The sequence below is a fragment of the Niallia taxi genome, from assembly GCF_004005475.1.
Classification (GTDB): domain Bacteria; phylum Bacillota; class Bacilli; order Bacillales; family Cytobacillaceae; genus Niallia; species Niallia taxi.
The window spans coordinates 41,813-54,791 of sequence record NZ_RZTZ01000012.1 but is presented as its reverse complement, the minus strand read 5'-3'; the positions used below and the strand labels follow the sequence as shown (position 1 = coordinate 54,791).

17 protein-coding genes are annotated in these 12,979 nt (G+C 37.8%); 3 read left to right on the top strand and 14 right to left on the bottom strand.

Annotation, left to right across the window (positions count from 1 at the left end; translation table 11 throughout):
• Positions 1–55 precede the first annotated feature (55 nt).
• The 9 genes from lmr(B) to EM808_RS21650 form a co-directional block, all read right to left on the bottom strand.
• On the bottom strand, positions 56–1,483 hold the full coding sequence (gene lmr(B) / locus EM808_RS21690) for a lincomycin efflux MFS transporter Lmr(B) (RefSeq protein WP_235856682.1): 1,428 nt from the start codon (positions 1,481–1,483) through the stop codon (positions 56–58).
• 59 nt (positions 1,484–1,542) lie between these two features.
• Entirely contained in the window at positions 1,543–2,118 is a 576-nt protein-coding gene (locus tag EM808_RS21685; protein ID WP_127740707.1) for a TetR/AcrR family transcriptional regulator, read from the bottom strand.
• 444 nt (positions 2,119–2,562) lie between these two features.
• Complete coding sequence (locus EM808_RS21680; protein ID WP_127740705.1) at positions 2,563–3,363, bottom strand: DUF4097 family beta strand repeat-containing protein; 801 nt, start codon at positions 3,361–3,363, stop codon at positions 2,563–2,565.
• Positions 3,360–3,914, bottom strand: coding sequence for an HAAS signaling domain-containing protein (locus tag EM808_RS21675; protein ID WP_127740703.1), 555 nt, complete (start codon positions 3,912–3,914; stop codon positions 3,360–3,362). The genes EM808_RS21680 and EM808_RS21675 overlap by 4 nt, the downstream gene beginning before the upstream one ends.
• Entirely contained in the window at positions 3,907–4,230 is a 324-nt protein-coding gene (locus EM808_RS21670; RefSeq protein WP_127740701.1) for a PadR family transcriptional regulator, read from the bottom strand. The genes EM808_RS21675 and EM808_RS21670 overlap by 8 nt, the downstream gene beginning before the upstream one ends.
• A 162-nt stretch (positions 4,231–4,392) precedes the next feature.
• Positions 4,393–4,635 carry a helix-turn-helix domain-containing protein gene (locus EM808_RS21665; protein ID WP_127740699.1) on the bottom strand — a complete coding sequence of 81 codons (243 nt, stop codon included), beginning with the start codon at positions 4,633–4,635 and terminating at the stop codon, positions 4,393–4,395.
• Positions 4,635–4,796: a YvrJ family protein gene (locus tag EM808_RS21660; RefSeq protein WP_127740697.1), complete on the bottom strand. Its 162-nt coding sequence runs from the start codon at positions 4,794–4,796 to the stop codon at positions 4,635–4,637. Before EM808_RS21660 ends, EM808_RS21665 begins: the two co-directional genes overlap by 1 nt.
• Before the next feature lie 3 nt (positions 4,797–4,799).
• A complete protein-coding gene (locus EM808_RS21655; protein WP_127740695.1) occupies positions 4,800–5,405 on the bottom strand; it encodes a sigma factor-like helix-turn-helix DNA-binding protein in 606 nt (201 codons plus the stop codon).
• A 189-nt stretch (positions 5,406–5,594) separates the two neighbouring features.
• Positions 5,595–6,044 carry a hypothetical protein gene (locus EM808_RS21650; RefSeq protein WP_127740693.1) on the bottom strand — a complete coding sequence of 150 codons (450 nt, stop codon included), beginning with the start codon at positions 6,042–6,044 and terminating at the stop codon, positions 5,595–5,597.
• Positions 6,045–6,131: 87 nt separating this feature from the next.
• Here EM808_RS21650 and EM808_RS21645 point away from each other — a divergent pair, with 87 nt between their 5' ends.
• Positions 6,132–7,025: a dihydrodipicolinate synthase family protein gene (locus EM808_RS21645; protein ID WP_225314818.1), complete on the top strand. Its 894-nt coding sequence runs from the start codon at positions 6,132–6,134 to the stop codon at positions 7,023–7,025.
• Between the two features lie 115 nt (positions 7,026–7,140).
• Entirely contained in the window at positions 7,141–7,833 is a 693-nt protein-coding gene (locus EM808_RS21640; protein ID WP_127740691.1) for a metal-dependent hydrolase, read from the top strand.
• A 49-nt stretch (positions 7,834–7,882) separates the two neighbouring features.
• Here EM808_RS21640 and trhO read toward each other — a convergent pair whose 3' ends face one another.
• Both trhO and EM808_RS21630 read right to left on the bottom strand, forming a co-directional pair.
• A complete protein-coding gene (trhO, locus tag EM808_RS21635; protein ID WP_127740689.1) occupies positions 7,883–8,863 on the bottom strand; it encodes an oxygen-dependent tRNA uridine(34) hydroxylase TrhO in 981 nt (326 codons plus the stop codon).
• A 274-nt stretch (positions 8,864–9,137) separates the two neighbouring features.
• Positions 9,138–10,010 carry a DMT family transporter gene (locus tag EM808_RS21630; protein ID WP_127740687.1) on the bottom strand — a complete coding sequence of 291 codons (873 nt, stop codon included), beginning with the start codon at positions 10,008–10,010 and terminating at the stop codon, positions 9,138–9,140.
• Between the two features lie 198 nt (positions 10,011–10,208).
• On the opposite strand from EM808_RS21630, the gene EM808_RS21625 reads away from it, so the two are divergent.
• Positions 10,209–10,682 carry an Lrp/AsnC family transcriptional regulator gene (locus EM808_RS21625; protein WP_127740685.1) on the top strand — a complete coding sequence of 158 codons (474 nt, stop codon included), beginning with the start codon at positions 10,209–10,211 and terminating at the stop codon, positions 10,680–10,682.
• 79 nt (positions 10,683–10,761) lie between these two features.
• Here EM808_RS21625 and EM808_RS28730 read toward each other — a convergent pair whose 3' ends face one another.
• The 3 genes from EM808_RS28730 to EM808_RS21615 form a co-directional block, all read right to left on the bottom strand.
• Positions 10,762–10,926 carry a hypothetical protein gene (locus EM808_RS28730; RefSeq protein ID WP_164849741.1) on the bottom strand — a complete coding sequence of 55 codons (165 nt, stop codon included), beginning with the start codon at positions 10,924–10,926 and terminating at the stop codon, positions 10,762–10,764.
• Between the two features lie 85 nt (positions 10,927–11,011).
• Positions 11,012–12,355 carry a PTS sugar transporter subunit IIC gene (locus tag EM808_RS21620; RefSeq protein ID WP_127740683.1) on the bottom strand — a complete coding sequence of 448 codons (1,344 nt, stop codon included), beginning with the start codon at positions 12,353–12,355 and terminating at the stop codon, positions 11,012–11,014.
• 128 nt (positions 12,356–12,483) lie between these two features.
• A complete protein-coding gene (locus EM808_RS21615) occupies positions 12,484–12,783 on the bottom strand; it encodes a PTS sugar transporter subunit IIB (protein ID WP_127740681.1) in 300 nt (99 codons plus the stop codon).
• Between the last annotated feature and the right edge of the window lie 196 nt (positions 12,784–12,979).

Here is a 12,979-nt window from a genome sequence, read left to right as displayed (position 1 = left end):
AATTTTTGAAACAAAAAAAGCAGTCCACATAAAGTAGACTGCTTTTCTTTTATTATTAATGCTTTGGTTTAACTCTTTTAATAAAGAAACTACAAGCAAATCCAATTGCTGCAACTATCAATGCAAAAACAAAGGCATTTTGCACACCAGCAGTTAAAGCTCCCGGGATATTAACTGGATCTGCTGGATTACTTACACCTGCCAAGAAGGTTTTCTGACCAGATGCCAAGATAGAAACACCAATTGCCGTACCAATAGCACCAGCAACCTGTTGTAATGTATTCATGATTGCAGTTCCATCAGGATATAGCTGTGGTGGAAGCTGGTTCAACCCATTTGTTTGTGCTGGCATCATGATCATAGAAACTCCAATCATTAAACAGCTGTGCAGCACGATAATTAAAGCAACTGTTGACGTAGTTGTAACACCAGTGAAGAACCAAAGCACTACTGTACACAGTGCAAGCCCTGGAAGGACAAGCCATTTCGGTCCATATTTGTCAAACAGCCTTCCCATAACAGGTGATAGGAATCCATTAATTAAACCACCAGGGAGCAATAATAGGCCTGCTGTAAAGCTAGTTAATCCTAAACCGCCCTGCAGGTACATAGGAAGTAGCAGCATGGTAGAAAGAATAATCATCATTGACATAAATACTAATAGAAGTCCTAATACAAACATTGGATATTTAAATGTGCGCAGATTGATCATTGGCTGTTCCATTTTAAGCTGTCGGATAGAGAATAATAGAAGTGAAAGCACACCTACAATTAATGAGACAATGACAACTGGGCTTTCCCAGCCACCTGAGTGATCTCCACCTTCTCCAGCACTGCTGAAGCCAAACACGATTCCACCAAATCCTAATGTAGAAAGCAGGATTGATAATATATCGATTTTCGGTTTTGTGACAGTTGAGACATTTTCCATATAACGAATTCCGAATAATAAAGCAAATACTAAGAACGGTAGGGAAATCCAGAAAATCCAATGCCATGTAAGATTTTCAATAATCAAACCTGAAATCGTCGGTCCAGTAGCAGGAGCGAACATGATAACAAGCCCGATCATTCCCATAGCTCCTCCTCTTTTTTCTGGAGGGAAGATAAGCAGTATCGTATTAAACATTAAAGGCAGCAGCAATGCAGTACCAACAGCCTGCACAATTCTAGCCACTAACAAAAATTCAAATGTCGGTGCAAGAGCAGCAATCAATGTTCCGAGAATAGAGAAGGCCAATGAAGCAAAGAATAGCTGTCTTGTTTCAAACCATTGCAATAATAACCCTGAAATCGGAACAAGAATTCCTAATGTTAGTAAAAATCCAGTTGTAAGCCATTGAACCGTTGTCGGCGCAATATTAAAAATTGTAATCAAATCATTTAATGCCATATTTAAGGCTGTTTCACTGAACATACCTATAAAACCGGCAATCAGGAATGAAGCTACGATAGGCACTGTTTTAAACTGCTTGCCCTCCATTGACTTCCCCTTTACCGCGTCCATATTCATTTCCATTATTTAATCCCCTTCTTTCTTTCTTACTTTTCTTGAGACAGCAGCTTTGAAAGCTTTTCGGAAACAATTCTCAATGGTTTGCCTGACTGTTTTGTCAAACACAACACAATTGCTCCCTCTATCATAGAATTAATAACAATGCTTAAATCTGCAGCCTCTTCCGCAGGAAATCCGCTTTCTATTAGCTTCTCCGTATAAACAGCTTGCCACTTTTCAAATGACACTACACACGCCTTTCTTATCGGCTCACAAGTCGATGCTGTTTCCGATGCGATAAGTCCAATCGGCATGCCCTGTACACTTTCCTTTTTATCAAAATCAGCGGCAATTTCATTAAGATGTAGCTGAAAGGCTACTATTGGATCACTTGTTGAAAACAGCATTTCCTTTGTCTTCTGAAGCAGTAGATTTTCTGTATATTTTATTGCCTCTATTGCTAATTCCTCTTTACCATTAGGGAAATAGTAATAAAGTGATCCTTTCGGCGTTTTGCTCTCTGCAATTATTTGATTCAAGCCAGTACCATAATAGCCCTGTGTCTGGAATAATCGAGAGGCTGTCTCCAGAATCAGCTCACGAGTGTTTCCCTTTTCACCCAAATTAATATCCTCCCCAAAAAAATTATAACGATTGGTCTATATAAAGGTAATTGTGTAAACGTTTACTTGTCAACAGCTTTATTTCATAAAAATTCCCTAAACAAAAGATGAGCTTTCTAAACACGAATATTAGAATTACAACTTTATTTGAAACATGAAGGTTGTGTCTAAATAGAATGTTGAGTTAAAGTTAGTTCGTTTCATTGCGCTGCACCCACTCGCTTTCCGCGGGGAGGAAGCTGAGCCTCCTCGTCTTGGCCTGCGGGGTCTCATCCTTTCCTCTATTTCCCTTAGTAGTCGAGTGGCCTCCGCTCCATTCCACTAAAATTTCTAATTTTTTGTATTTAAACTAAAAACAAAAAACCGAGCTATTTAATCAATAGTTGATTAAGTAGTTCGGTCTTTACGCTGGTTCACATACTTATGTCCCAGCCTCCTTTTTTATTAATTTACCTCAATATCGCCATTGTTTGTTTTTAAGCTTACTTTATTTCCACCATTTCCAAAGATAAGGTTTGAATTGGAATTGTTGAACATTTCAATATCACCGTTATCCGTTTCTGCCGTTATGCTCGTATTCTCAGGCTCCTTTTCAGTTGTTATCGAAATTTCGCCATTATTTGTTTCTAAGCGAATATTCTCATCCAATGTCTCTGTGTTCAGTTCTATTCTTCCGTTCATTGTTTTTCCTTCTATCTCGCCTGAAACATTGTCCAGCTGGATTCGTCCATTGGCAGACCTTGCCTTCACTTTGTCTGCATTAAGATTAGCGAGGTCCAATCGGCCATTGTCAGTCTGAACATCAACCTGTTTAGCAGACAGCTCCTGGATGGCAATTTTGCCGTTGCTAATTTCCGCCAATATTTTAGTATATTGTTTATCTGGCAAGTATAGCTTCAAGTTAAGCTCACTGCCTTCAAAGAAATTCACTGAAAATAGCTGACTTCCTGTTTCCTTAGCTGTCACCTTTAATGTGTTTCCATTAACATCAGCAGAAAAGTCCAGCTCTCTTTTCCCTCTTTTCGTTCCTGTTAACTCAACATATGAAGCAGAATCTTCAGATGGATAAATTTCAATCGTAGCATTATCCGCAGAAACCTCTACATTTTCGAATTTTTCGCTTTCTATTGTCTTATTTTCATTTATAGCATATTTTGCTGTGCTTTGCTTATAGGTAGCAGCACTGCCAAGAAGTCCGATAACAAGCAAAATTGCTCCAGCCCAAAGTAGCTTTCGTTTGTTCATCGCTTAACGCCTCCTTTAACTAATGCTGCATTGTATGAAATATACCGGATAAAACCTCTTGTGAACCATTTTGTGATCCATTGCATTGCAATAAGAAGAAGTAGACCAATACCGCAATATCCTATTGCCATAAACCATTCAAAGGAGTCAAAATACCTGCCAAAAAGATTATTTATAAGAACAAAAATCGGAGAAGCTATTCCAACAAAACTAATAATCCATCCTGCAAATATAATCCCAACTAGCCCAATGAATGGGCCTAGTACGAAGACTAGATTAAAGAAGCTTAGCCCAATCACTGCCCATACTGCCCGCACGACATTTCCAGCTGTTTGAGCTCCTTTCGCATTTTCTATATGATAATTAGCGAGTATTTCTTTCGCAAGAATTTTAGGCGACCCTAATGATGCTGCAATTTCGTTCTCTGTTTTTCCTTCATCCATACCAAATTGAAAATGCTCTTCATAATCATTCAATACCTCTTGTCTTTCTTGTGCACTTAAATCCTTTAATAATACAGACAGTTCTTTTATAAATTGTTCCTTACTCATCACTAGCACCTTCTTTAATTAAAGTATCAACACCATCTCTGAATTGCTGCCATTCCAGCAGCAATGTTTGGAGGTATTCCCTCCCTTTTTCTGTTAGTGTGTAATATTTTCTTGGGGGGCCTTCTGTGGATTCCTGTAAATAGGTTGTAAAGTACTCTTCTTTTGTTAGTCTTCTTAACAGTGGATAAACAGAGCCTTCCGATATCTCTATCTGATCGGAAATTTTTTGGACAAGCTCATATCCGTATCTGTCTTTTTTATCGAGCAGGACAAGAACACAAAGCTCAAGGACTCCTTTTTTAAATTGGACGTTCAAACACTAATCACCTTTCTTTCAGTACTGTTCAATAAACAGTACTACTCTTTAATTAATAATATAACACCAGCTATTGTTCATTGCAAGGTACTAAATTATTTTTTCTTTATTTTGGAAAACAAAAAAGCTTCTCCATCACCACTTGGACGGAGAAGCTATTATTTAGGAGGAATTTCTCTTGCTAAGCTTGTCTTTAAATTCCCAGAAGCCTGGGACATTATCTAAGTCATATAGCTGAATACATTTCATTAACAATATCTTCAGCTCCTGTGACAAATCATCCTTTTCATTTGCTGAAGTCTGAGCGATAGCTTTGCTGACTTTAGGACCAAACATTTCTATTACTTCCTCTAAAGCTTCAGGATTATTTTTTGACTCTTTTACTAATGAATACAAGGTAGCCATTATGCATTTTCCTTTCTGTCGTCTTTTGTTTTTTCTGCCAAGTCTTTTTTCAGCATGTCGAGCTTTTTATCTATTCTTAATAAAAGATATAACGAAACACTGACGGGAAATGCATAATTACTTATAATCGACATCCATTGGGTCAAATCTCCGATACTCATCGGCTACATTCCTCCTTTTTTTCTTGCCATATAGCTGTAAATCTTTTTTAAAGCATTCTGATGTGACTTCGATACATTTTGCTGTGTTTTCTGGATGACTGCTCCTATTTCCGTATCATTTAGCTTTTTAATATATGCATAATACAAAACGGTTTTTTGAGCATTTGAGAGTGATTGTATGGCAGCATATAAAAGTGGATCAGCAATATATTCTGTTATACTTTCTCGTATTCCCTCGCTTTCTGCATATATTTCAAAATTAGATGTTGGGTCTTCCATATAATCCTTATATGACTTACCTCCATCCTCGGCATCTGCATCAAACAGCAAAGGAAATCTTTTCTCGCGGAGGTTTATTTTCTTATAAAAATTCAATGCACTGAAATGGATAGAGGAGGAAATATAGGAAGTGAAGCGGATTGTGAAATAATACTTCTTAAACGCTTCATCTACTTTGTCCTTGTTTTCCTTTGAAGGATGGCAAACTGCATCTTTAAACAGCTTAAAGTTCCTTTTTTCTTGCAAAAAACCTTGTACAATCACATTTTCCATAAAGTCTTTATTTTCTTCCATAAACCTTGCTACTTCATCAACAGATTCTTCAAACATTCATTAAGCACCTCCTAATAAAGGAACATGTGTTCTGTTTTTAGTGTAAAAAAAGGGGCTAACTTTCATTAGCCAGTTTTATTATAGCATATCCTTCCAGGTTCGTATTTAATCAATCTTTCTTTCCTCCCTCTATTTAATAAAGAAAGATTTTCTAGAAAAATAACAACCTGTTTTAAAAGAAATTTATTAAATAACTGGCTTAATCCTCAGCTCAATATTAAACCGCACCTTTTCCTCTGCATGTTCCAATATATTTACGACCCAGTTTCGCGCAATATTTTTCATTAAGTTCTCATAGTCTTCATGTGATAATATCAAGCCAGCAAGTATTTCTCCTCTGTCTTTATAGTCTTTTCCTTCCTGTAAACCAAATTTGAATAATAGAAACCTTTTTAATGTCCCCTTCGTTAAGAAGCTGATTTCATATTCTCCTTTTAGCAGCTGCTCTAACTTATTTCGATTGTTTTGATAGAATGTGAACAGCGCTTCCCAATCAGGCAGCCCCCTGCCGAACTCTCTGAAAAAGGCAATATTTCCTTTTGCCAATGCCATAAGAATTTCCTCATCGTTAACGTCATTGCTTTTTACTTGTTCAATCATCAGAGCATAATTTAATGCCACCTTTTCTGTCTTCATTTAATCCCCCTCTTTTTTTCAGAAAAATGATGATTTTCTGAATCCCCCCAGCTACAATAATTATAAAATATTATAGAAGGAGTGGAAATGAAAATGTCTAATCCATTTATCCCATTTAGCATTGCAATGATTACCCCTTTCACGGAGGACGGTAATCTTAGCTTAGAAGGCATTCCCTCATTAGTGGAACATTACCGAAAAAACAAGGTTCCTGCTCTTTTAATTAGCGGCTCAACAGGTGAACAGCACTCCATGACAATACGTGAGAGAGTATCCTTATTTCATGAAGTGAAAAAAGCAGCTTCCGATGATTTTCTATTATATGGAGGTGTTGCTGCCGTTCTAACAAAGGATGCAATAGAGCTTGCAGCTGCAGCAGAAAGTGCCGGACTTAATGGTATTATGCTCGGTTTTCCACCTTATTTAAGAATCAGTCAACAAGAAGCTCATCATTATGTAGAAAAAATTTGTTCTCATACTTCTCTGCCAATCATGCTATATAATAATCCTCCAAGAACAGGATTCAACCTAGAAACAGAGACACTGCTTTCCTTAGCAGGTCAATTCCCACAAATCATGGCGTTGAAGGAAGCTGGTGATACAGCAGAAATCCTTCATGTTAAACAGCAATTAGGCCATGACTTCCCTGTTTTATCAGGATCCGACCTTACTATTATTGAAAACAAAGATTACGGCTATGATGGCATCACAAGCATTATCGGAAATATTATTCCTAACGAGATGCAAGCTATATCAAAAGCTATCAGCTTCGGAGAATCAGATACAGCAAAGGCTATCTTTGACAAGGTTAAGCCTTTATTGGGAACAATGCTAGAGTTAGGTATATTAAGATCCATAAAACACTTGCTTAACGAGCAAGGTATTCATGCAGGTTATTGTCGTGAGCCTATTTCTATTCTGTCTGTAGATGAAAAAGCTAAATTGGCATCATCCTATCATACATTCCTCTCCGGGAATTAAGAGCTGCCCTCAAAACGATAGTTCAAGCATATTGCTTGGCAAAAGCGGCTAAACTATTCTAATCTAAATAGTGAAAATTAGCGTCATTATTAGAAAGCTAAAAAGAGGAGATGGTATGATGAAAATTACATATCACGGACAGTCAACAATTGTAATAGAAGCAAACGGAAAGTCACTTATTATCGACCCTTTCATTAGCGGCAATCCTGCAGCTAAAGTTAGTGTGGAGGATATAAGTGTGAATGCTGTGCTGTTGACACATGCTCATGGAGATCATATTTTGGACGCAGCACCAATCTCTAAAGCAAATAATGCCCCAATTGTAGCAATTCCTGAATTGGCCGCATACATGTCCTGGAAGGGCGCAGAAACAATTGGAATGAATATTGGCGGTACATTGGATCTTCAATTTGCAAAAGCCAAAATGACTCATGCCTTCCACAGCTCAGGAATAATTGACGAAGAAAACAAAAACATTCTTTATGGCGGAATGCCAGCTGGATTTGTCATTGAGGCAGAAGGAAAAACAATTCTTCACGCAGGCGATACAGGCCTGTTCGGTGATATGAAGATTATCGGAGATAGACATGATATTGATGTAGCATTCCTTCCAATTGGTGACCACTATACAATGGGACCAGAAGATGCTGTTCAGGCTGCAGAATGGTACAAAGCGAAATTGATTATTCCTATCCACTACAATACTTTCCCTGCTATCGAACAAGATGGAGACGCATTTGTCAAAGCGTTGGAGGAACGCGGCATTAAAGGCAAGGTTCTTCAGCTTGGAGAGAGCATCGAACTGTAAAATCCATAAAAAAGCTGCTTTCCTTAATAGGAAAACAGCTTTTTTATTATTATGCTAAGTTGCTTGAATGGTTAGCTTCCCATTCTGCAATTTCTTTCACTCTAGCTTCAACCTGCTCTGGTGTCAGCTCATTTGCTTTCACATATAGATTTCTTGGATGTGTACGGCACTCATGGCTGCAGCTCTTCATAAATTTCTCTTCACTTTCTGGTGAAGCAAGGATTTTACGATTACATTCTGGGTTTGCACAGTTCACGTAACGCTCACATGGTTCTCCTGTAAAGTAATCTTTACCAACAACTACATGCTCCACTCTGTTAACTGGGACACTAATCCGTTGGTCGAATACATAGCATTGTCCATCCCAAAGCTTACCTTGCGCCTCTGAATCTTTACCGTATGTTACGATACCACCGTCAAGCTGTGATACATCATCGAATCCTTCACGCTTAAGCCAGCCTGAAAATTTCTCACAACGAACTCCACCTGTACAGTAAGTCAAAATTTTCTTTCCTTCTAACATTTCACGGTTGTCTTGAATCCATTGTGGCAGCTCACGGAATGTTTCAATGTCAGGCTTGATTGCCCCTCTGAAATGACCTAGGTCAAATTCATAGTCATTACGAGCGTCAATAATCACTGAATTAGGATCTTGCATTTGTTCAAACCACTCAGTTGGTTTCAAGTGTTTACCAGTTAATTCTAATGGATTAACATCCTCTTCAAGACTTAAGTTAACCAATTCTTTCTTATGACGCACATGCATTTTTTTGAAGGCATGCCCTTCTTCTTCGTCTATTTTAAAAATAGTATCTGCCAAACGTGGGTCTTGTCTAAATGCTTCCATATATTTATCTGTTTGTTCAACTGTTCCAGAAACCGTTCCATTAATTCCTTCAGAAGATACAAGAATACGTCCTAACAAACCAAGCTCCTTACAAAAAGCTAAATGTTCGCTAGTGAATTCTTCTGGGTTCTCAATAGTTACATATTTATAGTAAAGAAGTACTCTATATGGTTTTTCACTCATAATTTCAACATCCTGTTCTATCAATTTTTTTTACATTTATATTTAACTATACATAACTATACAACAAAAGCGGAAACAGTAAAAACTCATTGCTCACTTGCTATATTCTATAATAAATTTTTAAACAAACAAAAGGAGACTCCAATATATGAAATCCCCCCTTGCTTATGTGTACATATATTATAGTAAATTTCGACTAAAATAGGAAGAACTACTTTTTTCCATGCACGAATATTGTCGAATTTTCCTGTTCTAAATGGACCGTATCCTTTAATTAATGATCAGAAAATTTTTTCAGCTTTGTGAATAAGTAACAGCCGGCTATAACAACAATGCTGCCTATAGCCTGCATCCAACTCATTTTTTCATTAAGAAATATAAATGCCAATATCGCCGTAAATATCGGATTGAAATTAAGGAATAAACCTGCTTCGGTAGCACCGAGCTTTTGAACTCCAATATTCCAAAGCACCATACATATGACAGTTGAAACAACACCAGTATAGATGATTGATGTTATAAAGGAAGCATTTATATTCGTAATGGAGAAATCAACAGCATTAAACGGTAACATCAGAATAACACCAATTGCCCCAGAAGCAAATGTCGCCATTAGCGGCGATGTTTTTCTCATTGCCCATCTGCTGCACACAGAGTAAATGCCCCATATGCAAACAGCTGCAATCATGTATAGATCTCCTTTATTAAAGCGCAGTTCCAACAACAATCCTAGCCTTCCTTCTGTTAATACAAGCAGAACTCCAAAAAGGGACAAAAGCATGGAAGCGACCTGCCAGCGATTAATTTTTTCCTTTAAAAAAAGGAAGGAAAATAAAGCAATAGAAATGGTATTTAACGTGGAGATTAAGCCAACATTGCTGGCTGATGTATACTCAAGTGCATGAAATTGCAGGAGATTAAAAGCAGCCACTCCTGTTAATCCCATTAAGATCAAAGGTAGTAATGCTTCCTTTGGTGGGATAAGTCGTTTCTCTTGTCTCCAAATGATTGGCAGTAAACATATAACAGCAAGCACCCATCTCAGGCTTGTCAGCGTGCCTGGCGATGCATGACCAACAAGTGATTTACCTAAAACAAAATTCCCCCCAAATAAAAAACTCGTTATCAGCAGAAAAACATACGGCATACTAACAGCTCCTTCGCATAAGCAATATGCGTTATTCTTGTTAATATCGTATCACCGTGTCTTCCTTAACGGTATAAAATTTTGTATAATACAGTAAATACAAAATTTTATTAATTATTATATAGATTTAATTAATTATATTCATTTCCAGCTGCTTTCCGAGGGAGAATACTGAATAAAAGAAAGGTGGCCAACTCGATGGAAACCATTGTTAATAAAGTACTTGATGGAATTGACTTGAATCTACTGGACTTGTTACAAAAAAACGCACAGCTCTCTAATGCAGAACTGGCTAAGCTCGTTAACTTGTCTCCACCTGCCACACATGCTCGCATTAAGCGTTTGGAAAAAGAGGGTTTTATTGACAAGCAGGTTGCCATTCTTAACCATAACAAGCTGGGCTTTGATTTACTATGCTATATTTCTATCTCCACTAATATTCACCAGGAAGAGGCGATTGCAGAGCTTGAAGATGTTTTAAGCAGGATGGAGGAAATTTTGGAATGTCACTGTTTGACAGGCGAATATGATTATCTTTTAAAGGTTGCCAATAAAGACACAAGAGGATTAGAAAGCTTTATTAAAAAACTGAACAAGCTTGGTATCTCCAAAATCAATACTAGCCTTGCACTTAGGGAAATCAAGTCCTCCACTGTATTGCCCATTATGTAATTTTTTTGGTACACCATGAGCCTTTAGTTTTTTAGCATAGCAAAGAGACCTCTTTATTATAGAGGTCTCTTTGCTTTTATTAAAAGGGATCACCAACAGCTTTTGCCGTGAAGTGAAGTGCACAACCATATTTAGATTGTTTAAAAACATTTTCAAGATGTTTTAATGCTTCCTGTGTAGAAAACAACGTCTTCACTATTACTAGTGCTTTTATTCTGCTGGTTTGCTCCACAGTTGTTGACACATAATTGTCCTCATATTCCGCAAAAAAATCTTTTACAAATCTGATTTGACCACAATAAAACTCAAATGTATATTCGTTCATTTTATTATGCTGATTTCTCCGAATCACCAGAGCCAATATTGTTTTCAGCAGCAGCTTTGTTTGCTGCCATTACAAACGGAATATAAATCAGTGTCGAAACAGCCAAGCAGACAAATCCAACGACTAGTGCGAGCCAGTTTCCGCCAGTTCCTAGGAATGCAATCAGCGGCCCAGGTGTTGTCCACGGCACTGAATAAGCGATAGGCGGAATCAGTCCTGTAACGATAGCAGCATAGCCGATAATAATGTTTATAGCAGGAACCAATATAAACGGCAGGATTAAGATTGGGTTAAGCACGACCGGTAAACCGAAAATAACTGGTTCATTGATATTGAATAAACCTGGAGCTATGGAAAGCTTCCCAATATCTCGGTAATCCTTCCGTTTTGCGACAATAAATATCGCAATTAATAAACCTAAGGTCATGCCTGATCCACCATAGTTAGCAAAGGCATCATTGATTGCCCATGTCACAGGATATGGCGCGCCCCATGCAGAACCATGCTCTGCCACGTAGTTTAAGTTCTCAAGACCCGCTTCAGCAAACATAGCCTCACGAATCGCAGCAATTGTATTAGGACCATGAATACCGAATACCCATAAAAGGTTTGAAACGATTGCCAATATGACAAGTGAAAAGATATTAGTGCCCAAATGCTTTAATGGTGTTTGAATGACAGCATAAATAAATTCATGCAAGCCTTTTGGATAAAAAGCATTAATGATAGCGTTTCCAATTGCGAACGCCACCGTAATAATGATGATTGGAATCAGCACCTTAAATGACCGTGCAACAGCAGGCGGGACAGATGCTGGCATATTTATCTGCAATTTCTTCGACTTGGAAAGCACACTGAAAAATTCCCCAACAAGCAAACCAACAATTATAGCTACGAAAAGCCCTTGTGCTCCTACCCATTGCGTTGTTAAGAAGCTTGTGCCTTCTACCGCAGTGTATGGCGGATAAATAATAAAGAAGGTGGACAATGCCGTCAAACCGCTCAGCAGTTCATCTGATTTAAGTGAGATGGCCATATTTCTTGCTACGAGAAAGACGATGAACATGGACAAAATGTTCGTTGATCCGTTTAGTACCGGAGAAAAAACGGATTGCAGGTCAGCTAAGCCTGGAAATAGCTTATGAAGAAATAATATTTTAGCGATAAATCCGTCTGGCGCCAAAACAGCAAAATTGAGCAAAACGATAAGTGAACCAGCAAGGGTAATCGGAAAAGATAAAATAAATGCATCCCGAATTGCTACAATATGCCGCTGTGAGTTCAATTTAGACGCAACAGGCACCAGAGCCTTCTCAGCAAACTTTTCAAAATTGGCCATAAAACCCATATGTTACTCCCCCTATTAAATTATAATTCTGCACCCTTTAGATGTAGAATCTGTTTGACAGGCAGATGGATGTTTTTTTCATGTTGTACAGGAGGTCTTGCCTGACTTATTTTTCTCTATTTTTATTCCTACAGCAGTTCAAGCGCTCTGTCTAAAACAGCTTTGCCATTCATCGTTCCATATGCTCTCATATCAATTACCTCTACCGGTACTCTGCCAGCAATAATGGACTCAACCTGTGGCTTTTGGTAACGAACCTGAGGCCCTAATAAAACAACATCGACTTGATCAGCAACACTTTGACATTCTGATACTGGCAATGCAAAGATTTCAATGCTTATTCCCTTCTCCTCTGCCGCATCCTTCATCTTGTTAACTAACAAACTTGTAGACATTCCCGCTGCACAAACTAACAAAAGCTTTTTCATTATGAACCCCTCCTAATTTTTCTCCTATATATTCTTTGTTAACTCCTCCTTGTATTGTATTGTATACGCTTTCATTAATTTATCAATAACATTTTGTAACTTAGATTTTTGTTTCATTTTAAGGAAATTGTTTCAATTATGGCACATGTTGTTTTATAGTTATAATGTGGTTTGAAATAAATGCTAAAAAGAACAA